The sequence below is a fragment of the Mycobacterium gordonae genome (assembly GCF_002101675.1).
In the GTDB taxonomy this organism is placed as follows: Bacteria; Actinomycetota; Actinomycetes; order Mycobacteriales; family Mycobacteriaceae; genus Mycobacterium; species Mycobacterium gordonae.
The window spans coordinates 1-25891 of the sequence record NZ_LQOY01000018.1 but is presented as its reverse complement, the minus strand read 5'-3'; the positions used below and the strand labels follow the sequence as shown (position 1 = coordinate 25891).

The following is a 25891-nucleotide window of genomic DNA, read 5'->3' as shown; positions in this document are numbered from 1 at the left end:
GACGCCCAGCCTTTTGTGGTGTATCACTGAAACGCCCGATAGGTGCTCGGCGAAAGGGGTGGTCGTGAGCGAAGAAGCCCGGTCCACAGATCCGGCAGCGGCAGCGCGCGACAACCTCGCCGCCGAACTGGAGCGGCTCCGGCAGCGGCACGACCGCCTGGAGATCGAGGTCAAGAATGACCGCGGGATGGTGGGTGATCACGGGGACGCGGCCGAAGCGATCCAGCGTGCCGACGAGCTGGCGGTGCTCGCCGATCGGATCAACGAGCTGGACCGGCGGTTGAAGTCAGGGCCTTCGGACGTGGACTCCTCCGACACGCTGCCCGGTGGCACCGAGGTCACGCTGCGGTTCGCCGACGGCGAAGTGGTCACCATGTACGTGATCTCGATCGTGGAGGAAACGCCGGTGGGCCACGAAGGCGAGACGCTGACGGCGCGCAGCCCGTTGGCACAAGCCCTCGCCGGCCACCAGGCGGGCGACACGGTCACGTACTCCACGCCGCAGGGGCCCAGCCAGGTCGAGCTGCTCTCGGTGAAGCTGCCCACCTAAACTCCCACTCGATGATCCCGCCGCCGGAGCCAGATGCCGAACACCCCGGACAGCACCAGCATCTGCATCTGACGACCCAGGCGCTGCGCTTCCTCATCACCGGCTCTTTCTCGGCGGTCGTCGACTTCGGGCTCTATCTGATCCTGTACAAGCTGCTGGGCGTGCAGGTCGACCTGGCCAAGGCCACCAGCTTCATCGTGGGCACCATCACGGCGTACCTGATCAACCGGCGTTGGACGTTCCAGGCCTCACCGAGCACCGCGCGGTTCATCGCGGTGATGGCGCTCTACGCCGTGACCTTCTCGGTGCAGGTCGGACTCAACCATCTGTGTCTGGAACTGTTGCACTACCGCGGGTGGGCGGTGCCCGTCGCGTTCGTGGTGGCCCAGGGCACCGCGACGGTGATCAATTTCATCGTCCAGCGAACCGTGATCTTCCGCATCCGCTGACCCGTACCTTGGGCGCGGTACCCTCTTTGACGATGTCGAGCAGCGAAACGACCACGACACCCGAGCGGCTGACCGGGTGGGGACGAACGGCGCCCTCGGTGGCGCAGGTGCTGCGCACCCCCGACGTCGAGGTGATCGCCGAGGCGGTGGTTCGGGCGGCGGACTCCGACGGCCGGGGCGTGATCGCCCGCGGGCTGGGCCGGTCCTACGGCGACAACGCGCAGAACGGCGGCGGCCTGGTGATCGACATGTCCGCGCTGCACAAGATCCACTCGCTGAACGCCGAGACCAGGCTCGCCGACGTCGACGGCGGGGTGAACCTGGACCAGCTGATGAAGGCGGCGCTGCCGCTGGGGCTGTGGGTGCCGGTGCTGCCGGGCACCCGTCAGGTCACCATCGGCGGCGCGATCGGCTGTGACATTCACGGCAAGAACCACCACAGCGCCGGCAGCTTCGGCAACCACGTCCGCAGCATGGACGTGCTGCTGGCCAACGGCGAGATCCGGCGGGTGACTCCGGACGGCGAGGACGCCGAGTTGTTCTGGGCCACCGTCGGCGGCAACGGGCTGACCGGAATCATCCTGCGCGCCACCATCGAGATGACACCGACCGAGACGGCCTACTTCATCGCCGACGGCGACGTCACCGCCACTCTGGACGAAACGATCGCCCTGCACAGCGACGGCAGCGAGAATAACTACACCTATTCCAGCGCCTGGTTCGACGCGATCAGCGCGCCCCCCAAGCTGGGCCGTGCGGCGGTGTCCCGCGGCTCGCTGGCCACGCTTGCGCAGCTACCGGACAAGCTGGCCCGCAATCCGCTGAAATTCGATGCGCCGCAACTTTTTACGTTTCCCGACATCTTCCCCAACGGGCTGGCCAACAAGTACACGTTCGGGCCGATCGGCGAACTCTGGTACCGCAAATCCGGCACGTACCGGGGCAAGATCCAGAACCTGACGCAGTTCTACCACCCGCTGGACATGTTCGGGGAATGGAATCGCGGTTACGGCCAGGCCGGCTTCCTGCAATACCAGTTCGTGGTGCCCACCGAAGCCGTCGACGAATTCAAGCGGATCATCCGCGACATCCAGGCCAGCGGCCACTATTCGTTCCTCAACGTCTTCAAGCTTTTCGGCCCGGGTAATCAGGCGCCGCTCAGCTTCCCGATCCCGGGCTGGAACATCTGCGTCGACTTCCCGATCAAAGCCGGCCTCAACGAGTTCGTCAGCGAACTCGACCGGCGGGTACTGCAATTCGGCGGCCGGCTCTACACCGCCAAAGACTCCCGCACCACCGCGGAGACCTTTCATGCCATGTATCCGCGGATCGACGAGTGGATCGCTTTGCGCCGCAAGGTCGATCCGTCCGGGGTGTTCGCCTCCGACATGGCCCGACGCTTGGAGCTGCTCTAGATGGTGCTTGACGCCGTAGGAAATCCCCAGTCGATCCTGCTCCTCGGCGGGACCTCCGAGATCGGGCTGGCCATCTGCGAGCGGTACCTGCAGAACGCGGCCGCGCGAATCGTGTTGGCCGCCATGCCCGAAGACCCGGGCCGTGAGGCCGCGGTGGCGCAGCTGCAGGCGGCCGGCGCGCGGTCGGTGGAGCTCGTCGACTTCGACGCGCTGGAACCCGACACCCACCCCAAGGTGATCGACGAGTGCTTCGGCAACGGAGACATCGACGTGGCGATCGTCGCGTTCGGCTTGCTGGGTGACGCCGAGGAACTCTGGCAGAACCAGCGCAAGGCCGTGCAGATCGCCGAAATCAATTACACGGCAGCGGTATCGGTGGGTGTGCTGCTGGCCGAGAAGATGCGCGCGCAAGGGTTCGGCCAGATCATCGCGATGAGTACGGTCGCCGGTGAGCGGGTGCGCCGATCCAACTTCGTCTACGGGTCCACCAAGGCCGGCCTCGACGGCTTCTACCTGGGCCTCTCAGAGGCGCTGCGCGAGTACGGGGTTCGGGTCCTGGTGATTCGCCCGGGCCAGGTGCGAACCAGGATGAGCGCCCACGTCAAGGAAGCACCGTTGACCGTCGACAAGGAGTACGTCGCTAACCTCGCGGTGACCGCGTCGGCAAAAGGTAAGGAATTGGTTTGGGCGCCAACAGCATTTCGCTACGTGATGATGGTGTTGCGCCACATTCCGCGGAGCATCTTCCGCAAGCTGCCCATCTGAGCATGCGCAACGCGCTGGCCACCCTGGGCCAGATGGCGCTGGCGGCTCTTGTCGCCGTGGTGGTGGCGGTTGTGTCGCTGGTCGCCATCTCCCAGGTGCAGTGGCCCGCTTTCCCGTCGTCCAACCAGTTGCATGCACTGACCACCGTCGGCCAGGTGGGCTGCCTGGCCGGCTTGTTCGCCGTCGGCTGGGCGTACCGCCGGGGACGCTTGCGGCGGCTGGCCCAGCTGGGCGGCGTGGTGTTCGTGTCGGCCTTCACCGTGGTGACGCTGGGCATGCCGCTGGGCGCCACCAAGCTGTACCTGTTCGGCATCTCCGTCGACCAGCAGTTCCGCACCGAATACCTGACCCGGCTCGCCGACAGCCCGGCGCTGCGCGACATGACCTATGTCGGGTTGCCGCCGCTCTACCCGCCCGGCTGGTTCTGGATCGGCGGGCGTGCGGCGGCGCTGACCGGGACGCCGGCGTGGGAGATGTTCAAGCCGTGGGCGATCACGTCGATCACCATCGCGGTGGCGGTGGCGCTGGTGCTGTGGACGCGGATGGTCCGCTTCGAGTACGCGCTGCTGGTGACCATCGCGACGGCGGCGGTGACGCTGGCCTACAGCTCGCCGGAGCCCTACGCCGCAATGATCACCGTGCTGCTGTCGCCGGTGTTCGTGCTGACGTGGTCGGGCCTGCGGGCCGCCGGGCGCACTTTTACCGCCGACCGTGACGCCACAGTCACTACCGACGCCGAACGCGACCGTACGGCCACGCTCGGCGAAGAAACGGGGGTGGACGCATCTGGGGGCTGGGCGGCGATCGTCGGCGCCGGCATCTTTCTGGGCTTCGCCGCCACCTGGTACACCCTGCTGGTCGCCTACAGCGCTTTCACGGTGACACTGATGGCGCTGGGCCTCGCGGCGTCCCGCTGGCGCTCCGGCGGCGCCAAGGCCGCCGTGGACCCGCTGCGCCGGCTGGTCCTCATCGGGGTCATTGCGGCGGCGATCGCGTCTATCACCTGGCTGCCCTATCTGCTCCGCACGCTGAGCTCTCCCACCAGCAACAGCGTCAGCGCCTTCCACTACCTGCCCGCCGACGGTGCCGAGCTGACCTTCCCCATGCTGCAGTTCTCGCTGCTCGGGGCGGGCTGCATGCTGGGCGCGTTGTGGCTGGTGGTGCGGGCTCGTTCATCCGTGCGGGCCGGCGGCCTGGCGATCGGTGTGCTGGCGGTCTACGCGTGGTCGCTGCTGTCGATGCTGGCCACCCTGGCCCGCACCACGCTGCTGTCGTTTCGCCTGCAGCCGACCCTGAGCGTGCTCCTGGTGGCCGCCGGGGTGTTCGGTTTCGTCGAGGCGGCCAAGGCGCTGGCCCCCCGCGGCCGGGCGGTACTGCCGGTGGCCGCGGCGCTGGGAATGGCGGCAGCGATCGCGTTCAGCCAGGACATTCCCGACGTGCTCCGGCCCGACCTCACGATCGCCTACACCGACACCGACGGCGACGGGCAGCGCGGTGACCGACGACCTCCGAGTTCGGAGAAGTACTACCCGGCCGTCGACGCCGCCATCGCCAAGGTCACCGGCAGGCCGCGGGATGAGACCGTGGTGATGACGGCCGACTACAGCTTCCTGTCGTTTTACCCCTACTGGGGTTTTCAGGGCCTGACTTCGCACTACGCCAATCCGCTGGCCCAGTTCGACAAACGCGCCGCGCAGATCGAGAGCTGGTCGAAGCTGAAGACCGCCGACGAGTTGATCCAGGCGCTGGACACGCTGCCGTGGCCCCCGCCCACCGTGTTCATCATGCGCCGGGGCGCCGGCAACACTTACACCCTGCGGCTGGCCGAGGACGTCTACCCCAATCAGCCCAACGTCCGTAGGTACACGGTGGACCTCAAGGCCGCCCTGTTCAGCGACCCGCGTTTTGCCGTCGAGACCATCGGGCCGTTCGTGGTGGCCATCCGTAAGCCGAGTGCCTGAACTAGCATCTACGTCCGTGGGCGACGCGGGAGCAAACTACCGGCTCGCTCGCCTTGTTGCCGTCGTCGCCGGACTGCTCGGAACGGTGCTGGCGCTGGCGACCCCGCTGCTGCCGGTCAACCAGACCACCGCCCAACTCAACTGGCCGCAGAACGGCACCTTCGGCAGCGTCGAGGCGCCCCTGATCAGCTATGTGGCTACCGATCTGAACATCAGCGTCCCGTGTCAGGCCGCGGCCGGGCTGGAGGGGCCACAGAACACGGGCAAGACGGTGTTGTTGTCGACGGTGCCCAAGCAGGCGCCCAAGGCGGTCGATCGCGGCCTGCTGTTGCAGCGGGTCAACGGCGACCTGGTGCTGATCGTGCGCAACGTGCCGGTGGTGGCGGCGCCGCTGAGTCAGGTTCTGGGTCCGGATTGTCAGCGCTTGACCTTCACCGCCCACGCGGACCGGGTCATCGGGGAATTCGTCGGCCTCAAGCAGGGACCGACCACCGAACATCCCGGCGCACCGCTGCGCGGCGAGAAGAGCGGCTACGACTTCCGCCCCCAGATCGTCGGGGTGTTCACCGACCTGGCCGGACCGACTCCGCCGGGTCTGAGCTTCTCCGCGACCGTCGACACGCGTTACAGCAGCGCCCCTACACCGCTGAAGCTGACCGCGATGATCCTCGGGTTGTTGCTGACCGCAGCCTCCCTGGTTGCGCTGCACGTCCTGGACACCGCCGACGGCACCCGGCACCGCCGGTTCCTGCCGTCGCGCTGGTGGTCGATCGGCGCGTTGGACGCGCTGGTGATCGCCGTCCTGGTGTGGTGGCACTTCGTCGGCGCCAACACTTCCGACGACGGCTACATCCTGACCATGGCGCGGGTGTCCGAACACGCCGGCTACATGGCGAACTACTACCGCTGGTTCGGCACGCCCGAGGCGCCGTTCGGCTGGTACTACGACCTACTGGCGATGTGGGCGCACGTCACCACGGCCAGTGTCTGGATGCGGCTGCCCACCCTGCTGATGGCGCTGACGTCCTGGTGGGTGATCAGCCGCGAAGTGATCCCACGGTTGGGCCATTCCGTCAAGAAGAGCCGCGCGGCGGCCTGGACGGCGGCCGGGATGTTCCTGGCGGTCTGGCTGCCGCTGAACAACGGTCTGCGGCCGGAGCCGATCATCGCCCTGGGCATCCTGTTGACCTGGTGCTCGGTTGAGCGCGCAGTGGCCACGAGCCGGCTGTTGCCGGTGGCCGCGGCGTGCATCATCGGTGCATTGACGTTGTTCTCCGGGCCGACGGGCATCGCCTCGATCGGTGCCTTGCTGGTGGCGATCGGACCGTTGCGGACCATCCTGCATCGCCGCTCCAAGCGGTTCGGCCTGCTGCCGCTGATCTCGCCGATACTGGCGGCCACCACCGTCACCGCGATCCTGATCTTCCGGGACCAGACGTTTGCCGGTGAAGCCCAGGCAACCGTGCTCAAGCAAGCCGTCGGCCCCAGCCTGAAGTGGTTCGACGAACACATCCGCTATGAGCGGTTGTTCATGCCCAGCCCGGACGGGTCGGTGGCACGCCGGTTCGCGGTGCTGGCGCTGATCCTCGCGCTGGCGATCGCGGTGGCAATCTCGTTGCGCAAGGGCCGGATTCCCGGCACGGCGGCCGGGCCGAGCCGCCGCATCATCGGCATCACCATCATCTCGTTCCTGGCGATGATGTTCACCCCCACCAAATGGACCCACCACTTCGGGGTGTTCGCCGGCCTGGCCGGTTCCCTGGGGGCGTTGGCCGCGGTCGCGGTAACCGGCGCCGCGATGCGTTCCCGGCGCAACCGCACCGTGTTCGCCGCCGTCGTGCTGTTCGTGATGGCCATGTCGTTCGCCAGCGTGAACGGCTGGTGGTATGTGTCGAATTTCGGTGTGCCGTGGTCGAATTCGTTCCCCAAATGGCGGTGGTCACTGACGACGGCACTGCTCGAACTGACGGTCGTCGTGCTGTTGATCGCCGCATGGTTGCACTTCGTCGCCACCAACGACGACGGACCGCCCAGGACCCGGTTCGGTGCCCGCTTAACGCGTTTCACGCAGTCGCCGTTGGCAATTGCGACCTGGTTGCTGGTTGTGATGGAGGTCGTGTCGCTGACCCAGGCGATGATCTTCCAGTATCCGGCGTGGTCGGTGGGGCGCTCGAACCTGCAGGCGTTGACCGGGAAGACCTGTGGTCTGGCCGAGGACGTCCTGGTCGAGCTGGATCCGCAGGCCGGCATGTTGGCGCCGGTGTCCGCGCCGGTGGGTGACGCGCTGGGCGCAGGCCTCTCGGAAGCGTTCACTCCCAACGGAATTCCCGCCGACGTCTCCGCTGACCCGGTGATGGAGCGTCCCGGAGACCGGAACTTCGCCAACGACGACGGGGTGATCACCGGCACCGAGGCCGGCACCGAGGGCGGCACCACCGCCGCGCCGGGCATCAACGGCTCCCGGGCCCGGCTGCCGTTCAACCTCGACCCGTCGCGCACCCCGGTGCTCGGCAGCTGGCGCGCTGGCATCCAGGTGCCGGCGATGTTGCGGTCGGGCTGGTATCGGCTGCCGGCCAAGGAAGAACGGCACAAGACGCCGCTGCTGGTGGTGACGGCCGCGGGCCGGTTCGACGCCCGCGAGGTCCAGGTGCAGTGGGCCACCGACGAGGAAGCGGCGGCCGGGAAGCACAGCGGGTCGATGGGTTTCGCTGACGTCGGGGCGGCGCCGGCGTGGCGGAACCTACGTGCGCCGTTGGCGGCCATCCCCGATTCGGCCACCCAGGTCCGATTGGTGGCCGACGACGACGACCTGGCCCCGCAGCACTGGATCGGGCTGACTCCCCCGCGGGTGCCGCGGCTGCGCACGCTGCAGGACGTGGTGGGTTCGTCGGATCCGGTGTTCCTGGACTGGCTGGTGGGGCTGGCATTCCCGTGCCAGCGGCCGTTCGGTCATCAGAACGGTGTCGACGAGACACCAAAGTGGCGGATCCTGCCGGACCGGTTCGGCGCGGAGGCCAATTCGCCGGTGATGGACCACCTCGGCGGTGGCCCCCTCGGTATCACCGAGTTGCTGACGCAGTCGACGACGGTGGCCAGCTACCTCAAGGACGACTGGTTCCGGGACTGGGGTGCGCTGCAGCGCCTCACGCCGTACTACCCGGGCGCCGCGCCGGCGCGGCTGGAGTTGGGCACGGTGACGCGCAGCGGGTTCTGGGATCCCGCGCCGCTGCGCAAGAGCTGAGCGGGCAGAGACCAAGAGCCCTCGTTGGGTAGCTCACCGTCTTAGACTGCTGCGGTGTTGTCCGAGACGCGCTACGCGCTGAACGGGAACTTGCACGTCGCCTATCGCGCGTCGCCTGAAGGCGAGGCGATATGTATTCGTGCCCAACTGGTTTTTCTGCTGCGAGGCGCTTCCCGAGCTGCCTTCGGTTCGAGGATGGGTCGAGGCGATGACCTCGCTCGGGCGCCTGATTTTCTTCGACCAGCCTCGTACCGGAGTTTCCGATCCGGTCAGTGCGGGCGCGCGACCGACGTTGGAGCAATGGGCCGACAGCATCACTGCCGTGTTAGGTGACCTGGACAGCCGCGAGGCCGTCTTGGTCGCGGTCGGTGGTGGGTTGACAACTGCGGCACTGTTCGCAGCGACCCATCCCTCCCGCACCACCGCGCTCATCGCGCTCGAGGTATTCGCGAATCAGGAGGCTGACCGCACCGATGGGCTCACTTCGGCGGATCTCTTCAATGCCGCGGTCGCGGTATGGGGAACTGGGACGACGCAACGCGTCCACAATCCGGATATGCCGAATGAGGAGATCCGGGCCACCTGGGCCCGTGAAGAGCGCTTGGCGGCGAGCCCCGCGACCGTGGGTTCAATTATGCCGCTCCTGTCCGAGTTGAACGTTCGGGCAGTGCTTCCCACCATCCGCGTACCGACCCTCGTCGTCCATCACTCCAGTGACGAGACCATCCCGCCGACAGCGGGCATTTACGTCGCCCACCGTATTGCCGGTGCGAAATACGTTGAGCTGCCTGGCCGTAACATGTACCACTTCGTCGAACCATGGCGCGAGTCCTTCCAGGAGATCGCCGAGTTCCTCACCGGGCAGCAACAGGGTGCTCGCCACCGTGCTGTTCACCGACATCGTGGACTCGACACGGCGCGCTGCGGAGATGGGCGATCGGGACTGGCGTGCTTTGTTGGATGCGCATGACGCGATCGTGCGTTCGCAGCTGGCTCGGTTCCGAGGACGTGAGGTCAACACCTCGGGGGCGGGCTTGGCGACAGTGGTGGTGTCGAGCATGCTGCGGGATTTGCTGATCGGCTCGGGGTTGCGGTTCGAGGAGCGCGGCGCCCACCAGCTCAAGGGCGTGCGCGGCGAGTGGCGCTTGTTCGCCGTCGCCTCTGCGTGAAACGGTGACCGACCCTTAGAAGGGCGGGGGTTCGGCGTCGGGGTCTGGTGGACGGTTGTCGGCGCGGGCGAAGTAGTCCGCGGCAGCGGCGGGCCGGGCGGTGCGGGCTTGGTGGTTGGCGCGGCGTTCGGCGGCCACCCGCTGCGCGCGGTCTTGGCCGCGGGTGCGCCGGCGGGTAGGCATCATCGCGGTGCGCTCGGCGCAGTGATCGGCCGGTGGGGTCTGCGCTTCGGGGGCGGGCATGCCGCCAACCGCGCGGCACAGGCTGGGAAACAGCAGCGCCGAGCCGGGGGTGGTGACGTGGGTTTCCCCGGCCGGGGAGGTCAGGATCAAGGTGCCGTCAGCGAGCTGCTTTTCGGTCCAGCCCCAGAACGTTTTCATCAAATGATGCGTGCGGCAGTAGCACTTGGTGTTGCCGGCGTGGGTCGGGCCGCCGTTGGCGTACGGAATGGTGTGGTCAAGGTCGCAGTGAGTGGCCGGCACATCGCAGCCCGGCCAGCGGCAGGTCAGATCCCGGGCCCGCACGAAATCGGCCAACGCTTTCGACGGGGTGTACTGGGGTTCCGGCGCGGCGTAGCCGGGATGGATGAGCGGCACCTGCTTAGCGGTCAACGCCAACTCGGCCAACAGCTCGGGGGTGATGAGGTCCTCGGCGCCCAACAGGCACCCCGGCTGGTCGCCGTGACCATTGAGGGTGGCCTGCTCGGCGATCACATGAATCACCACCGGCGAGGAGGGCTTACGGCCGGCGGCGGTGCAATCGGGGCGTCCGCACTCACAACCCAGCCGGGTCGCTCCGGCGGCTAGCGCCCCTAATGCTTCGGCGCGGCGCTGGGCGCTGCTGCGCGGATCATTCGGGCACACCGTAGCCGCCAACGCCGACAGCCGCTGGTCTAACGCCGTGGCGTCGGTGCTGCGCAGCCGCCCCTCGATCTGAGCCAACCCGTCCAGCGGCGGGCCGATCCACACCTCCCGATCAGCCTGGACCTCTTTGCGGCGACGCACCGCATCGGCATCGGCGCGGGCCACGATCGCATCGACCTTCTGCGACAACCGCCATCGGCTCAACGACGGCCAGCGGGTCACCCGCGCAGCCACCCTGGCATCCACCGCCGCCAGCACCTCACGGTCCTCGATCAGATCCGTGCGGAACACGATCGTCGTGAACGCCTCATAGTCGATGTCCCCGGCGCAGAACACCGCCGCCACCTGCGGCAACCGCTCACGCATAGCCCGGGCATAGCGCAGCTTGGTCTCCGCTCGGCCCTGACTGATCCGCAACCCCGCCGCCACCTCCCCGGCCACCGCCTTCATCGTGTCGATCGCCCAATCCTCGGTCTCCCCACCCCGAGCCAGCCGATAGGCAAACAATTCCCCGATCGCCACCAACTCCGCGGCCGTACCCTGATTGACCACCCGCGCCGCCCCACACACCCGCGCCACCCACCCCACCGATTCCACGGTCTTGCCCAATAACCCCTCGCGCTGCTCGAACATCTGCCCCATCAGTGCGTCGAACCGTTCCACCCGCTCCGGCTGGGACAACTCACTGAACGGCTTACCCTCCCATGAGGGGTGCGGCGTAACGTCCGGCTGTTCGAACATACGTTCGATTGTACTCGCATCTACCGACTCCGTCGAATCGCCAGAAATGCGCGCGTACCTCCGATGGATGGGGCTGACGTTGGCACTCACCAAGCGCGCACGCTCACGTGAGGCATCGATACCTCCGTCGCGCGCATCTCGACATGAGGCAACTTGCCGACAGCTACCAACCATCCATCCATCCATCACTGACATTGGTGACCTGTCCGGGTTGTTCGGTGGGTTGTCTGTGGAAGCCGGCTGAAGGAGCTCAAGCACAGAAAATTGAGGTTCGTGCCGCACTGGGCGGACGACGGATAGCCTCAGGCGGGCCGGATCTCGAAGACGAACTCGCAGCCCCCGATGGAGACACTGTCGCCGTGCGCCAGCGCGGCACTCCCGCGGATCAGTTCGCCCCGGACCTCTACCCCGTTCGTCGAGCGCAGATCGGTGATCACGAAACCCGACCCGGTGTCGGCGATGACGGCGTGGTGGCGGCTGACGTCGTTGTCGTCGAGCACGATGTCGTTGTCGGCCAACCGCCCGATGCGGGTGGTCGCCCCGTTGAGCTGGTAGCGCCGTCCGAAGCGGTCGCACAGGGCGGCGGTGACCGACGTCGACAGCGTGGCCCGGGTGTCGATCCGGCTGCGTTTGCGGGTGCTCTTGACCGCCTGCTTGATGACGATCGGCTCCTGGCGCAGGATCCGCTCATGCAGGGCGCTGACCGTCGGGCCGGGATCGATACCCAACCCCTCGGCCAGCGCCGTCTTCAATTGCCGGTAGGCCCCGAGTGCGTCGGATTGGCGCTCGGTGACGTAGTAGGCCGTGATCAGCTGCGCCCACAGCGGCTCGCGGTAGGGATGCTCGGCGGTCAGCGCCTCCAGCTCACCGATCACGGCATCGGCTCGGCCGCAAGCGATCTCGGCCTCGGCGCGGGCACTGTGCGCGGCCACCTTGTCCTCGAGAACCTTGGTGGCGAAGGGGGCGACGAAATCGAAGTCGCGTAGGTCGTCGAGGACCGGGCCGCGCCACTCGGCCAGCGCCGTGGACAGGTGGCTGCTGGCCTCCTCGAACCGGCCGGCCGCGGCGGCCTCGATTCCGGCGGCCTTCGCGGCGGTGAAACGGCCCAGGTCGTAGTCGGTGTCCGCGACGTTGAGCTGGTAACCCGGCGGGGCGCTGGCCAGCACCCGCACCGGGTCGGCGCCGCTGTCGCGCAGCAGCCGGCGCAGGTTGGAGATATGGGACTGGATGCTGGTCCGCGCCGCCGGCACGGGGGAACCGTCCCACACCGCGTCGATCAATGAGTCGACCGACACCGGCCGGTTGCGATCGATCAACAGCACCGCCAGCACCGCCCGCTGCTTGGCGGCGCCGACTGCTACCGGCTCGCCGTTCACCAACAGCTGCAGCGGCCCTAGCACACCAAACCCGAGAGCCGAGTTCGTCGTCATGGGCGCTGCCAGCCTTCCGGATGATCAAGGGTCCTGGCCATTTGTCTGGCTCAATTGTGACCTCTACAGGAGGTCCATTGAACGCAGGCTCGCCATTTTCGGTGTGGCGAGCCGACCCAGGAAGCGACAGCGCGGCCCCGCGTCCAAAAGGCACTCAGCGCCGTCGCCTACGATCGAGCCTCGTGTCCCCCGACGGTAATGAGCGGTCCCACCGGATCGCCCGGTTAGTCGCCGTCGCCTCCGGGATCGCCGGTCTGGTGCTGTGCCTGCTGGTTCCGCTGCTTCCGGTGCGGCAGACCACGGCGACAATTTTGTGGCCGCAAGGCAACACCGCGGACGGCAACATCAGCCAGATCACGGCTCCGTTGGTGTCCGGCGCGCCCCGCGACCTCGACATCTCGATCCCCTGCACGGCCATCGCCACCCTGCCTCCCGCCGGCGGACTGGTGGTCTCCACGCTGCCTACCGACGGTTTCCAGACCGGCAAGCACGGTCTGTTCGTCCGGGCGAACAAGGACTCCGTCGTGGTCGCGTTCCGCGACACCGTGGCCGCGGTGGCCCCGCGCGCCCAGATCGCGGCCGGCGGATGCAATGTGTTGCACGTCTGGGCCGACGCCGGTGGCGCGGGAGCCGATTTCGTCGGCATCCCCGGTGCCGCCGGAAGACTTGCGCCGGAAAAGAAGCCGCAGGTCGGGGGGATATTCACGGACTTGAAGGTGCCCGCACAACCGGGGCTGTCGGCCAAGGTCGACGTGGACACCCGCTTCATCCTGCGGCCCACCGCACTCAAGACGCTGGCGATGGTGCTGGGTACCCTCGCGGTGCTCGGCGCCGTCGCGGCCCTGGCGGCACTGGACCGCCTGAGCCGCGGCCACACGCTGCGCAGCTGGCGTCCCCGGATGCCGAAATTCAGGGCCGGCCTGGCCACCTGGCTCGCCGACGTCGCGGTGATCGGGACCCTGCTGCTCTGGCACATGATCGGCGCCACGTCGTCCGATGACGGCTACAACCTGACCATCGCCAGGGTGGCGCCGAAGGCCGGCTACACCGTCGACTACTACCGCTACTTCGGCACCACGGACGCGCCGTTCGACTGGTACTTCAGCGTCTTGTCCCGGATGGCGGCGATCAGCAGCGCCGGGGTGTGGATGCGTCTTCCTGCCACCCTGGCAGCCATCGCCTGCTGGCTGCTCATCAGCCATTTCGTGTTACGGCGGCTGGGTCCGGCAGTGGGAGGGCTGGGCGCCAACCGGGTGGCGGTGTGGACGGCGGGCGCGGTGTTCGTCGCGGCGTGGATACCGTTCAACAACGGGCTGCGGCCGGAGCCATTGATCGCCCTGGGCGTCATCCTGACCTGGATTCTGGTGGAGCGGTCCATCGCTTTGGGCCGCCTGGCCCCGGCCGCCGTCGCGATCATCGTGGCGATGCTCACCGTGACGCTGGCCCCGCAGGGTTTGATCGCGGTGGCGCCGCTGCTGACCGGAGCCCGCGCGATCGCGCAGACGATCCGGCGCCGCCGCGACACGGACGGCCGACTGGCGCCGTTGATCACCCTGGCGGCGTCGTTGTCGCTGATCACCGTGGTGGTTTTCCACGGCCAGACGCTGGCCACCGCCGCCGAGTCGGCGCGGATCAAGTACACGGTCGGGCCGACGATCGCCTGGTACCAGGATTTCCTGCGCTACTACTTCCTCACGGTGGAGAGCAACGCCGACGGCTCGATGGCGCGCCGGTTCGCGGTGCTGGTGCTGTTGCTGTGCATGTTCGGGATGCTTTTCGTGTTGCTGCGCCGCGGCCGGGTGGCCGGGCTGGCCAGCGGACCGGCCTGGCGGCTGATCGGCACCACCGCGATCGGCCTGCTGTTGCTGACGTTCACCCCCACCAAGTGGGCCATCCAGTTCGGTGCCTTCGCCGGGCTGGCCGGTGCACTGGGTGGCCTCACGGCCTTCACCGTCGCGCGGATCGGCCTGCACAGCCGGCGCAACCTGGCGCTGTACGTGACCGCGCTGCTGTTCGTGCTGGCCTGGGCGACCTCGGGCATCAACGGCTGGTTCTACGTCGGCAACTACGGGGTCCCCTGGTACGACATCCAGCCCGTCGTCGCCAGCCACCCCGTGACGTCGATGTTCCTGACGCTGTCGATCCTCACCGGCCTGCTCGGCGCCTGGTACCACTTCCGGATGGACTACGCCGGACACACCGAGGTCAAGAACAACCGGCGCAACCGGGTGCTGGCCTCGACTCCGCTGCTGGTGGTGGCGGTGATCATGGTGGCCGGTGAAGTCGGTTCGCTGGCCAAGGGCGCGGTGTTCCGCTACCCGCTCTACACCACCGCCAAGGCCAACCTGGCGGCCATCACGTCACCGAGCAGCTGCGCAATGGCCGACGACGTCCTCGCCGAACCCGACTCCAACGCCGGGATGCTGCAACCCGTTCCGGGACAGGAGTTCGGCCCCGACGGCCCGCTCGGCGGCGTCAACCCGGTGGGCTTCAAACCCGACGGCGTGGGCGAGGACCTGAAGTCCGACCCGGTGGTGAGCAAGCCCGGCGTCGTCAACTCCGACGCCTCCCCCAACAAACCCAACGCGGCGATCACCGACTCGGCCGGGACCGCCGGCGGCAAGGGCCCGGCCGGAATCAACGGCTCGCACGCGGCGCTGCCGTTCGGGCTAGACCCCGCGCGCACGCCGGTGATGGGCAGCTACGGCGAGAACACCCTCGCCGCCCGCGCCACCTCGGCCTGGTACCAGCTGCCGCCCCGCCGTGCGGACCGCCCGCTGGTGGTGGTCTCGGCCGCCGGCGCCATCTGGTCCTACAAAGAGGACGGCGACTTCATGTACGGCCAGTCACTGAAGCTGCAGTGGGGCATCGCCAAGCCCGACGGCAGCACCCAGCCGCTCGGTGAGGTGTTCCCGATCGACCTCGGGCCGCAGCCGGCCTGGCGCAATCTGCGGTTCCCGTTTGCCTGGGCCCCGCCGGAGGCAAACGTGGCTCGCATCGTCGCCTACGACCCGAACCTGAGCTCCGAGCAGTGGTTCGCGTTCACGCCGCCGCGGGTGCCGGAACTGGAGCCACTGCAGCGGCTCATCGGGTCGCAAACCCCGGTGCTGATGGACATCGCGACGGCGGCGAACTTCCCGTGCCAGCGCCCGTTCTCCGAGCACCTGGGCATCGCGGAGCTACCGGACTACCGCATCCTGCCCGACCACAAGCAGACCGCCGTCTCGTCGAACCTGTGGCAGGCCGCGTCCACCGGCGGGCCGTTCATGTTCACTCAGGGACTGTTGTGGACGTCGACCATCTCGACCTATCTGAGCGGCGACTGGTACCGCGACTGGGGCTCGGTGGAGCAGTATCACCGGCTGGTTCCGGCTGAACAGGCTCCCGAAGCCGTCGTGCAGCAAGGAGTGATCACAGTGCCGGGCTGGAGCCGGCAAGGACCGATTAGGGCCCTCCCATGACAACCAGCGCGAGCAGACGCGAAAGCCCCCAAAAAGGGGCCATTTCGGGGGCCTACGTGTCTGCTCGCGAGACCAAGGTGACCCGGTGGGTGGCGACGATCGCCGGGTTGATCGGGTTCGTGCTGTCGGTCGCCACGCCGCTGCTCCCGGTCGTACAGACCACGGCGATGCTCAACTGGCCGCAGAACGGCCAGCTCAACAGCGTTACCTCGCCGCTGATCTCGCTCACGCCCGTCGACTTCAAAGCCTCGGTGCCGTGCAGCATCGAGCGCGACATGCCGCCGGGTGGCGGCGTCATCCTGGGCACCGCGCCCAAGCAGGGTAAAGACGCCAACCTCAACGCCCTGTTCGTCGTGGTCAGCACGCAACGGGTGGACGTCACCGACCGCAACGTCGTGATCCTGTCCGTTCCGCGCGACCTGATGCGGTCGCCGCAGTGCGAGCGCATCGACATCAGCTCCACGCATGCCGGGACGTTCGCAGAGTTCATCGGGTTGAAGGACCCGCGCGGCGCCCCACTGCGCAGCGGCTTCCCGGACCCGAACCTGCGCCCGCAGATCGTCGGGGTGTTCACCGACCTCACCGGACCGGCGCCGCCCCAGCTGAGCCTGTCGGCGACCATCGACACCCGTTTTTCCAGCACTCCGACCACGCTGAAGCTGCTCGCGATGGTCGGCGCGATTGTGGCCACCATCGTCGCGCTGATTGCCCTGTGGCGCCTTGACCAGCTCGACGGCCATCGGATGCGCCGCTGGATTCCAGCGAACTGGCGCACCTTTACCCTGCTCGACGGTGTGGTGATCTTCGCCTTCCTGCTCTGGCACGTGATGGGCGCCAACTCCTCCGACGACGGCTACATCCTGGGCATGGCGCGCGTCGCCGACCACGCCGGCTACATGTCGAACTACTTCCGCTGGTTCGGCAGCCCGGAGGACCCGTTCGGCTGGTACTACAACCTGCTGGCACTCATGACCCACGTCAGCGACGCCAGCATCTGGATGCGGCTGCCGGATCTGTTCGCCGGGCTGATCTGCTGGCTGCTGCTGTCCCGTGAGGTGCTGCCCCGACTCGGGCCGGCGGTGGCCGCCAGCAAACCCGCCAACTGGGCGGCGGCGATGGTGCTGCTCACCTCCTGGATGCCGTTCAACAACGGGCTGCGCCCCGAAGGCATCATCGCGCTCGGATCGCTGGTCACCTACGTGCTGATCGAACGCTCGATGCGGTACAGCCGGCTGACGCCGGCCGCGCTGGCCATCATCACCGCGGCATTCACCCTGGGTGTGCAACCGACCGGCCTGATCGCGGTGGCCGCATTGGTGGCCGGCGGTCGCCCGATCCTGCGGATTCTGGTGAAGCGACGCCGGCTCGTGGGCACGTTGCCGCTGCTGTCGCCGATGCTGGCCGCCGGCACCGTCATCCTGACGGTGGTGTTCGCTGATCAGACCTTGTCGACGGTGCTGGAAGCCACCCGCGTCCGCAGCAAGATCGGCCCCAGCCAGGCGTGGTACACCGAGAACCTGCGCTACTACTACCTGTTCCTGCCCACTGTCGACGGTTCGCTGTCGCGCCGGTTCGGGTTCTTGATCGCCGCGCTGTGCCTGTTCACCGCGGTGTTCATCATGCTGCGCCGCAAGCGGGTGCCCGGTGTGGCGCGCGGTCCTGCGTGGCGGCTGATGGGCGTCATCTTCGGCACCATGTTCTTCCTGATGTTCGCCCCGACGAAGTGGGTGCACCACTTCGGGTTGTTCGCCGCGGTGGGTGCGGCGATGGCGGCGTTGACGACGGTGCTGGTGTCGCCGTCGGTGCTGCGCTGGTCGCGCAACCGGATGGCATTCCTGGCAGCGGTGTTCTTCGTGGTAGCGCTGTGTTTCGCCACCACCAACGGGTGGTGGTACGTGTCCAGCTACGGCGTGCCGTTCAACTCCACCATGCCGAAGCTCGGCGGAATCACGGTCAGCACGGTATTTTTCGCGCTGTTCGTGCTGGCGGCCAGCTACGCGGCCTGGCTGCACTTCGCGCCGCGGGGCAGTGGCGAGGGCCGGCTTGCCCGCCTGCTGACTTGGCCCTCCCAAGCGCCGATTGCGCTTGGGGCCGGTTTCATGGCGCTGGTGTTCGTGGCGTCGATGGCAATTGGGGTCGTCCGGCAGTACCCGACCTACTCCAACGGCTGGTCCAACCTGCGGGCGTTCGCCGGTGGCTGTGGACTGGCCGACGACGTCCTCGTCGAACCGGACCCCAACCAGGGCTTCATGACACCGCTGCCCGGCAACTACGGCCCGCTGGGCCCGCTGGGCGGCAGCGACCCGGTCGGCTTTTCCCCCAACGGGGTGCCCGAGCACACCGTCGCCGAGGCCATGGTGATGAAGCCCAACCAGCCCGGCACCGACTACGACTGGGACGCGCCCACCAAGCTGAAGACGCCGGGCATCAACGGCTCGACCGTGCCGTTGCCGTACCAGCTCGACCCGGCGCGGGTGCCGCTGGCGGGCACCTACACCGCGGGCGCCCAGCAGCAGAGCCGGCTCGCGTCGGCCTGGTACCAGCTGCCCAAGCCGGATGACGGACATCCGCTGGTCGTCATCACCGCCGCGGGCAAGATCGCCGGCAACAGCGTGCTGCACCACTACACCTCCGGCCAGACCGTGGTGCTTGAGTACGCCCGACCCAGCCCCGGCGCGCTGGTGCCGGCCGGCCGGATGGTGCCCGACGACCTCTACGGCGAGCAGCCCAAGGCGTGGCGCAACCTGCGCTTCGCCCGGGACAAGATGCCCGCCGACGCCGTCGCGGTCCGGGTGGTGGCCGAGGACCTGTCGTTGACGCCGGAGGACTGGATTGCGGTGACGCCGCCGCGGGTGCCCGAGTTGCGGTCACTGCAGGAATACGTCGGTTCGACGCAGCCCGTGCTGCTGGACTGGGCGGTCGGGTTGGCGTTCCCGTGCCAGCAGCCGATGCTGCACACCAACGGCGTCACCGAGATTCCGCGGTTCAGAATCACGCCTGACTACAGCGCCAAGAAGCTGGACACCGACACCTGGGAGGACGGCGTCAACGGCGGGTTGCTCGGCATCACCGACCTGTTGCTGCGCGCCCACGTCATGGCGACCTACCTGTCCCGCGACTGGGCTCGCGACTGGGGCTCGCTGCGCAAGTTCGACACCCTGGTCGACGCGCCGCCGGCGCGGCTCGACCTGGGCGAGGCCACGCGCAGCGGGCTGTGGTCGCCGGGGCAGATTCGGATCAAGCCCTAGCTCGGCAATCAAGCCCTAGCCGGGCAATCAAGCCCTAGCTCGGCTCTCGCGCATTCACCGAGGCTGAATTCTCGCAGGCAGCTACTCGCACTTCCTCTGCAGATTTTCAGGCTGGATGCGGCGGGTGGCATGCGGTCACCGATTCGGCAGCTTCAGCACGCGATTCTTCCCGCTCTCGGCGACGTACAGATTGCCGGCGCCGTCCACGGCCAACCCGCGCGGACCGTCGAGTTCAGGGAACGGCAGCACCGTCTGCGTTCCGGTCTCCGCCGCCACCTTCACCACCCGCCCGGTGCCCGAATCGCTGACGTAGATGTTGCCGGCGCCGTCCACTGCGACGCCCCAGGGTTTGACGAGCCCGAAGAACGGCACCGTGGTCTGGGCGCCGGTGGCGGCGGTCAGCTTGGTCACCTGCCCGTCGCCCAGGTCGGCGACGTAGACGTTGCCGGCGCCATCGACCGCCACCCCTTCGGGTCCGTCGAGACCGGTGAGAGGCAACGCCGTCTGGGCACCGGCCGCCACCTTCACCACCCGGTCTTTGATCCAGTCGGCGACGTACACGTTTCCGGCGGCGTCCGCCGCCACGCCGTGCGGACCCATCCGCTCCAGCTTCAACACCGTCTGGCTCGCGGCGCCGGCCGCCAGCTTCATCACCCGCTCGTTGTAGGAGTCGGTGACGTAAACGTTGCCGAGGCCGTCGACCGCGACGCCGACGGCATACCTGAGGTCGCGGAACGGCAGCACGCTCTGTTCCATGGTCGCCGCGTCCAACTTCACCACGCGGTTGTTGCCGTTGTCGGCGACATAGAGGTTGCCGGCGCCGTCCGCCGCCATACCGAGCGGGCCATTGAGCCCGGCGAACGGCATCACGACCTCAACAGACCCAGGTGAGGGCGGCGGAGACGGCTTCGCAGCCGACGACGGGGACGACTGGTTGCCGGCGCTGTGCACGCGGATTGTGGTGGTGACGACGACGGCCGCCACCAGGGTGACCAGGACGGCGCCGAGCGCGATCCGGGCCCGCGGGCTCATCCGCGCGAGCAGCGGCGGCTTGGCCTCGACGGCGGTCGCCGGGGGCGCGGCCACGGTCGGCGCGCTGCTGGCTGCATCCGCGTCCAGCGGCGCTTCCTGCGCGGCGACCGCCAGTTCCGTGACGCTCTGGTACCGGTCGGCGGGTTCCTTGGCCATGCCTTTGGCGACGACCGCATCGAAATCGGCCGGCAGGTCGGGCCGGGTGGCCGATGGTCGCGGGGGCGGCAGCGTCAGGTGCGCGGTCACCTGACTTTCCAGCGAGTCGCCCGGGTACGGACGGTTGCCCGTCAGGCATTCGTACAGCACGCAGGTCAGCGCGTAGATGTCGGCGCGGGCGTCGGCGTCCTGGGCCATCAAACGCTCCGGCGCCATGTAGTGCCAGCTGCCGATCATCTCCCGAGAACCTGTCAGACCGGCGTCGTCGGCGCCGCGGGCGATACCAAAATCGATCAGGTACGCGAAGTCGTCGTCGTCAAGCAAGATGTTGGACGGTTTGACGTCGCGGTGCACCAGGCCCACTTTGTGCGCGGCGCGCAGGGCCTGGGCGACCTGTTCGATGATGTGCACGGCCCGCTGTGGCGGCAGTGGTCCGTTGGCCAGTTTCTCTTCCAAATCGCGGCCCTCGACGAGCCGCATATCCACATACAACCGGCCGTCGATCTCGCCGTAGTTGTGGATCGGGATGATGTGCGGGTTGTTGAGCTGCGCCGCGGCCTCGGCCTCGCGGCGGAACCGGTGCACGAACGTCTGGTCGGTGGCCAACTGCGGGGGCAGCAGCTTGATCGCCACGGTCCGGTTGGTTTCCGTGTCATAGGCGCGCCACACCTCGCCCATGCCGCCCTGGCCCATGACGTTCTGCAACCGGTAGCGCCCGAAGTGCGTGCCCTGCACCGGATCACCTTATGCCCGCACTCAGGGATGAAACACTGGAAGGCATGTGGGCGAGGGGCGTTGGGGTCACCGTGCTGGTGAGCGTTGCGTCCGCCGGATGCGCGGCGACGCCTACGGCCGGCCCGGGCTCGGCCGCCCGCTCCAACTACGTCGCGATGGGCGATTCTTTCGCGGCCGCCCCCGGCGTGCCGGAGCCGGCGGCGCCGCGCGGATGCCACAAATCCACCAACAACTATCCGGCCGTGCTGGCACGCCGCCTCGCCGCGGCGGCATTCCACGACGTCACCTGCAGCGGCGCGACCACCGATGATGTCGTCAACCGCGAACAGCGCACCGACCACGGGCTGATCCCCCGACAACTCGACGTGGTCGGTCCCCCGACGGACCTGATCACCGTCACCATCGGGGCCAACGACGTCGGGTTGGCGGGTGACGCGGAGTCCTGCCAAGTCAAAGGGGCCAATCCGAAACCCTGCACGGCGGGGTTCGTCGTCAACAACGTCGACCGGGTTTCCACCACTATCTCCGAGCAGGTGCCGGTGTGGGCCACGATGATCGACCAGTTGCGTGCCGATGCGCCGAGGGCACGCATCATCCTGGTGGGTTACGGAATCTTCGTCCGCCCCGGCGGCTGCTTCCCCGATCAACCACTGCTGCCCAACGACGCCAACTATCTGCAAGCCAAGGTCGATGAACTCGACGACCGGCAACGCCAGCTGGCGGCGGACAAGGGCGTCGAGTTTTTCGACACCCGGTCGCTGTCCGAGGGCCACGACATGTGCGCGCCGGCGAGCGATCGCTATGTGGAGGGTTACGTCACCGAAGGCGCCAGCGTGCCGTTGCATCCCACCGCGCTAGGCGCCGTGGCGGTGGGTAATGCGCTGACCGACTATCTGGTGCTGTCGGAAAACCGGTAAGCGTGTTCAGCTCGGCCCGCAACGCCATTTCCGCGGATTGACAAATTGACGCAAGTGCAGGTTTAGCTGCCCAACCGGAAGTCAATAACTGACAAGTTCACCACGGCTTCATGGGCGGAATGGGACGGGCAAGATGCGCGCACTGACTGGCTTCGGGACTTGTGCTTCGGTATTCACTGTTCTGGCCGCGTCGACGGCCACCCTCGGGACGGGCATGGCCGCCGCGACCGGTCCGGTGCCGATCAATTCCGTCTTACGTAATTGCGACGGCAGCGCCGTCCAGACCGCGGTGCAGACGCCGCGGACTTCGCTGGGGCGCGGCGTCGTCATATTCCGCCCATCGGGTTCGAGCGTGAGCGCCGACATCAACTTGGTGATCTCCAACCAACCGGGTGTGCACTACGACGTCGGCCTGATACAGGTGCCGCGTCCGACGTCGGCGACCTGCGGTCCCGGTGACCCGGGCACGACTTTCACCGGTGTCGACACCGACGCGGCCGGTCAAGCCAACGTGACCATCACCGCTCCGCTGCAGCAGGGCACCACCGGCGTGTGGGTCATGGTCACCACCCCGAACCCGCACAACCAGGCGCCGGGCGAGTATTACACCTCGGAATTCGTGGCTCCGGTATAGGGAGTCCAAATCTGTAATACCGTCGCGGCATGAGCGATTACGAGCTCGAGGCCGTCGACCGGCTACCCTTCTCGACGCCGGAAAAGTCGCAGCGCTACCACACCGAAAATTACGCCGGCGCCGTCGGCCTCAATTGGTACCGCACCGATCCCACGCTGCAATTCACCATGGCGTACTACCTCAAGCCCGATGAGCTGGCCGTCGTGGAACCTCATCTGAACGAGATCGGCGAGCTAATGGGCGGACCGGTGGCACGCTGGGCCGAGGAAACCGACCGCAATCCACCGCGGCTGGAACGCTATGACCGCTGGGGCCACGACGTCAGCCGCGTGGTGATGCCGCCGTCGTTCACGGCGGCCAAACGCGCGGTGCTCGATGCCCAGGGGTCGCTACGGGATGCGTGCCGCGGCGCAGGTTTCCGCTCGTCGCTGTCGATGTTCGCGTCGAACTACCTGCTGAACCAGGCCGACATCGGGATGGGTTGCGCGCTGGGTACCGGCGGCGGCATGGTCCAGTCGCTGGTGGCCGCCTACGCGCCGGCCGACGTGCGCGATCATGTGCTGGCCAAGTTCGACTCGGGCGAATGGGCCGGGGAGACAGCGCAATTGCTGACCGAACGCACCGGCGGGTCGGATCTGGGTGCGTTGGAGACCACCGCGCGGCGGGCCGGCGACGCATGGGTGCTCAACGGCTTCAAGTGGTTCGCCTCGAATTGCGCCGGTGAGGCTTTCGTCGTCCTGGCCAAACCGGAGGGCGCACCCGATTCCAGCCGCGGTGTCGCGAACTTCCTGGTGCTGCGCACCCGCCGGGACGGTTCGCGCAACGGGGTGCGGGTGCGGCGGCTGAAGGAAAAGCTGGGCACCCGCTCGGTCGCCTCCGGCGAGGTCGAGTTCGTCGACGCCGAAGCCTTCTTGCTCTCCGGCGAGCCGTCCGGCGAGTCGGGCCCGTCGGACGGCAAGGGACTGGGCCGGATGATGGAGCTGACTAACGCCGCTCGCCTGGGCATTGCGCTGTTCGGGCTGGCGAACGCGCGCCGCGCCCTGGTCGAGTCGCTCTGCTATGCGCGGCAGCGCCGGGCCTTCGGCGAGGCGCTGATCGACAAGCCGCTGATGCGCCGCAAGCTCGCCGAGCTGATCGTCGACGTCGAGGCCGCCCAGGCGCTGGTGTTCGACGGCACCGGGGCGGTGAATCACCGGCAGCCCCGCAGCACCCGGCAGCGCATCGCGGTGCCAGTGACCAAGCTCAGGGTCGCCCGGCTGGGCATCACCGCGGCATCCGACGCGATCGAGATCCACGGCGGCAATGGGTACATCGAAACATGGCCGGTGGCAAGGCTTTTGCGCGACGGCCAGGTGAACACGATCTGGGAGGGTCCGGACAACATCCTCTGTCTGGACGTGCGCCGAGGCATCGAGCAGTCCCGCGCCCACGAGGCGTTGTTGACCCGGCTGCGTGACGCGGTGTCCGTCTCCGACGACGATCCCACGACGGCGCTGGTGGCCGAGCGGATCGACGACCTGGACGCGGCGGTCACCGCGTGGGAGAAATTGGACGGCGCGGTGGCCGAGGCGCGGCTGTTCCCGCTCGCCCAGTTCATGGGCGACGTGTACGCCGGTGCGCTGCTGATAGAGCAGGCAGCGTGGGAACGGGAGACGCGGGGCGCTGAGCGCAAGGCGCTCGTCGCGCGGCTGTTTGCCCAGCGGTATCTCGCCGATCGCGGGCCACTGCGCGGCATCGATGCCGACGGTGAGGAGGCGCTGGATCGTTTCGACGAACTGGCCGAGGGTGCGCTGCGGCTGTGAGGCGGCGCGGCTCGCGACGAGCGTGAACTTTCCGACGCGCCGTCGGGGCGTCGCGTCGCGTCGCCAGATTCACCCTCGGCGGGAGAGGGGGGACCGTCAGGTGAGTCCCGAGTCCCCACCGAAGGGGACTTCAGTCCCTACCGCGACACATTGTCCCGATGGTCGGATAAATGGGAATTCGCCGACGGCGTACACGGAGGTATGGCGATGAGCGGGCAGCTGACGGTTGAAAGCAGCACACTTCGGGCTCGCGGGGCCGACACCGTCGCATGGCGCCCTGACCTCTCAGGCACCTCGGCAGCTGTGGCTGATCTGTTGTCCGAAGAAGACGTCGTAGAGCTGCGCCCGGGCCAGGGCATGCTCGTCGTGACGCGCGGTCCCAACACAGGAGCGCAGCTCCGACTGGACCGACCCGTCCTGACCGCCGGTCGGCATCAGCTCAGCGACATCTACCTCGACGACATCACCGTCAGCCGCAGGCACGCCGAATTCCACACGGGCAGTGGCGAATTCCGCGTCGTCGATTGCGGCAGCCGGAACAACACCTACGTCAATGGCCAACCGGTGGACTCGGCGGTGCTCAGTAACCACGACGAGATCCAGATCGGAAAGTATCGGTTGGTGTTCATCGGGCCCGCCGACTAACGAGGCGCGCCCACCGCCGTTTCCGGTCGGGACCGATAGCCCCCGGGGTAACGACGAAAGTCCCTAGTTTGCCTGTTCGCGCAAGCGCGACCGTAGTCCTGCAGCGAATCCTTTTCGGGCGGGAGACCACGATGTCGTATTTGATCGCATCGCCGGACGCGTTGGCAGCGGCGGCGGCGGATTTGAGCGGCATCGGGTCGAGCCTCAGCGAGGCGCACGCAGCTGCCTTGGCCCCGACCACCCGGATCCTGGCCGCGGCGCAGGACGAGGTGTCGGCGGCTATCGCGACTCTGTTCGGCGGCTACGCGCAGCAATATCAGGACTTGAGTGCCCGGGCGGAGGCCTTCCACGTCGAGTTCCTGCGGGCCTTAGAGGGAGCCGGCGGCGCGTACGCGCAAGCCGAGGCAACGGGTGCCGCGCAGCTGCAGATGCTGGGCGAGACGTTCTCGGCAGCGATCAACGCGCCCACCGCCGCTGCCACTGGGCGCCCGCTGTTTGGCAATGGCGCGGACGGCGCCCCTGGAACCGGGCAGAACGGCGGCGACGGCGGCTGGGTGTTCGGCAACGGCGGCAACGGCGGCTCGGGAGCGCCGGGCGGCAACGGCGGGGCCGGCGGCTCGGCCGCCTTCTTCGGCCGCGGTGGCAACGGCGGGGCCGGCGGGGCCGCCGGCCCCGC

Annotated in this window: 16 protein-coding genes and 1 pseudogene; 14 read left to right on the top strand and 3 right to left on the bottom strand. The window is 68.0% G+C overall.

Going from position 1 to position 25891, the window contains the following annotated elements; genetic code table 11:
* Positions 1-64 precede the first annotated feature (64 nt).
* The 7 genes and pseudogenes from AWC08_RS03100 (at position 65) to AWC08_RS03070 (ending at position 9550) form a co-directional block, all read left to right on the top strand.
* A complete protein-coding gene (locus tag AWC08_RS03100) occupies positions 65-550 on the top strand; it encodes a GreA/GreB family elongation factor (RefSeq protein WP_069433881.1) in 486 nt (161 codons plus the stop codon).
* An 83-nt stretch (positions 551-633) separates the two neighbouring features.
* A complete protein-coding gene (locus AWC08_RS03095; protein ID WP_142283385.1) occupies positions 634-999 on the top strand; it encodes a GtrA family protein in 366 nt (121 codons plus the stop codon).
* Between the two features lie 32 nt (positions 1000-1031).
* Positions 1032-2414 (top strand): decaprenylphosphoryl-beta-D-ribose oxidase, encoded by a 1383-nt coding sequence (locus AWC08_RS03090; RefSeq protein ID WP_065133925.1) that lies wholly within the window; start codon positions 1032-1034, stop codon positions 2412-2414.
* Complete coding sequence (locus AWC08_RS03085) at positions 2415-3179, top strand: decaprenylphospho-beta-D-erythro-pentofuranosid-2-ulose 2-reductase (RefSeq protein WP_065133924.1); 765 nt, start codon at positions 2415-2417, stop codon at positions 3177-3179.
* Between the two features lie 2 nt (positions 3180-3181).
* On the top strand, positions 3182-5140 hold the full coding sequence (locus AWC08_RS03080; RefSeq protein ID WP_069433873.1) for a galactan 5-O-arabinofuranosyltransferase: 1959 nt from the start codon (positions 3182-3184) through the stop codon (positions 5138-5140).
* A complete protein-coding gene (locus tag AWC08_RS03075) occupies positions 5133-8381 on the top strand; it encodes an arabinosyltransferase domain-containing protein (protein ID WP_069433872.1) in 3249 nt (1082 codons plus the stop codon). Before AWC08_RS03080 ends, AWC08_RS03075 begins: the two co-directional genes overlap by 8 nt.
* A gap of 54 nt (positions 8382-8435) precedes the next feature.
* A pseudogene (locus AWC08_RS03070) lies at positions 8436-9550 on the top strand (alpha/beta fold hydrolase).
* A 15-nt stretch (positions 9551-9565) separates the two neighbouring features.
* On the opposite strand, the gene AWC08_RS03065 reads toward AWC08_RS03070, so the two are convergent.
* Both AWC08_RS03065 and AWC08_RS03060 read right to left on the bottom strand, forming a co-directional pair.
* Positions 9566-11047: an HNH endonuclease signature motif containing protein gene (locus tag AWC08_RS03065; protein ID WP_372513521.1), complete on the bottom strand. Its 1482-nt coding sequence runs from the start codon at positions 11045-11047 to the stop codon at positions 9566-9568.
* Positions 11048-11457: 410 nt separating this feature from the next.
* On the bottom strand, positions 11458-12585 hold the full coding sequence (locus AWC08_RS03060; protein ID WP_069433871.1) for a BTAD domain-containing putative transcriptional regulator: 1128 nt from the start codon (positions 12583-12585) through the stop codon (positions 11458-11460).
* 182 nt (positions 12586-12767) lie between these two features.
* On the opposite strand from AWC08_RS03060, the gene AWC08_RS03055 reads away from it, so the two are divergent.
* Together AWC08_RS03055 and embB are read left to right on the top strand one after the other, a co-directional pair.
* Complete coding sequence (locus tag AWC08_RS03055) at positions 12768-16046, top strand: arabinosyltransferase domain-containing protein (protein ID WP_069433870.1); 3279 nt, start codon at positions 12768-12770, stop codon at positions 16044-16046.
* Positions 16043-19294, top strand: a complete 3252-nt coding sequence (gene embB, locus AWC08_RS03050; RefSeq protein ID WP_065135345.1) for an arabinosyltransferase EmbB — start codon at positions 16043-16045, stop codon at positions 19292-19294. Before AWC08_RS03055 ends, embB begins: the two co-directional genes overlap by 4 nt.
* Before the next feature lie 135 nt (positions 19295-19429).
* Here embB and AWC08_RS03045 read toward each other — a convergent pair whose 3' ends face one another.
* Positions 19430-21217: a serine/threonine-protein kinase PknD gene (locus AWC08_RS03045; RefSeq protein ID WP_065135344.1), complete on the bottom strand. Its 1788-nt coding sequence runs from the start codon at positions 21215-21217 to the stop codon at positions 19430-19432.
* A gap of 44 nt (positions 21218-21261) precedes the next feature.
* Between AWC08_RS03045 and AWC08_RS03040 the strand changes: the two genes are divergently transcribed.
* The 5 genes from AWC08_RS03040 to AWC08_RS03020 all read left to right on the top strand — a co-directional run.
* Complete coding sequence (locus AWC08_RS03040) at positions 21262-22134, top strand: SGNH/GDSL hydrolase family protein (protein WP_159459956.1); 873 nt, start codon at positions 21262-21264, stop codon at positions 22132-22134.
* 133 nt (positions 22135-22267) lie between these two features.
* Positions 22268-22768, top strand: coding sequence for a hypothetical protein (locus AWC08_RS37835; RefSeq protein WP_065135343.1), 501 nt, complete (start codon positions 22268-22270; stop codon positions 22766-22768).
* A gap of 29 nt (positions 22769-22797) precedes the next feature.
* Positions 22798-24570 (top strand): acyl-CoA dehydrogenase family protein, encoded by a 1773-nt coding sequence (locus AWC08_RS03030; protein WP_069433869.1) that lies wholly within the window; start codon positions 22798-22800, stop codon positions 24568-24570.
* Positions 24571-24777: 207 nt separating this feature from the next.
* Positions 24778-25215, top strand: coding sequence for an FHA domain-containing protein (locus AWC08_RS03025; protein WP_083271175.1), 438 nt, complete (start codon positions 24778-24780; stop codon positions 25213-25215).
* A gap of 131 nt (positions 25216-25346) precedes the next feature.
* The coding region (locus tag AWC08_RS03020) for a PE family protein (protein ID WP_142283382.1) at positions 25347-25891 on the top strand (545 nt) is incomplete at its 3' end.

Coding starts and splice junctions, on each gene's coding strand:
- AWC08_RS03090 (WP_065133925.1), top strand. CDS start 1,032: ATGTCGAGCAGCGAAACGACCACGACACCCGAGCGGCTGACCGGGTGG.
- AWC08_RS03085 (WP_065133924.1), top strand. CDS start 2,415: ATGGTGCTTGACGCCGTAGGAAATCCCCAGTCGATCCTGCTCCTCGGC.
- AWC08_RS03080 (WP_069433873.1), top strand. CDS start 3,182: ATGCGCAACGCGCTGGCCACCCTGGGCCAGATGGCGCTGGCGGCTCTT.
- AWC08_RS03065 (WP_372513521.1), bottom strand. CDS start 11,047: ATGTTCGAGCAGCGCGAGGGGTTATTGGGCAAGACCGTGGAATCGGTG.
- AWC08_RS03060 (WP_069433871.1), bottom strand. CDS start 12,585: ATGACGACGAACTCGGCTCTCGGGTTTGGTGTGCTAGGGCCGCTGCAG.
- embB (WP_065135345.1), top strand. CDS start 16,043: ATGACAACCAGCGCGAGCAGACGCGAAAGCCCCCAAAAAGGGGCCATT.
- AWC08_RS03040 (WP_159459956.1), top strand. CDS start 21,262: ATGTGGGCGAGGGGCGTTGGGGTCACCGTGCTGGTGAGCGTTGCGTCC.
- AWC08_RS37835 (WP_065135343.1), top strand. CDS start 22,268: ATGCGCGCACTGACTGGCTTCGGGACTTGTGCTTCGGTATTCACTGTT.
- AWC08_RS03030 (WP_069433869.1), top strand. CDS start 22,798: ATGAGCGATTACGAGCTCGAGGCCGTCGACCGGCTACCCTTCTCGACG.
- AWC08_RS03025 (WP_083271175.1), top strand. CDS start 24,778: ATGAGCGGGCAGCTGACGGTTGAAAGCAGCACACTTCGGGCTCGCGGG.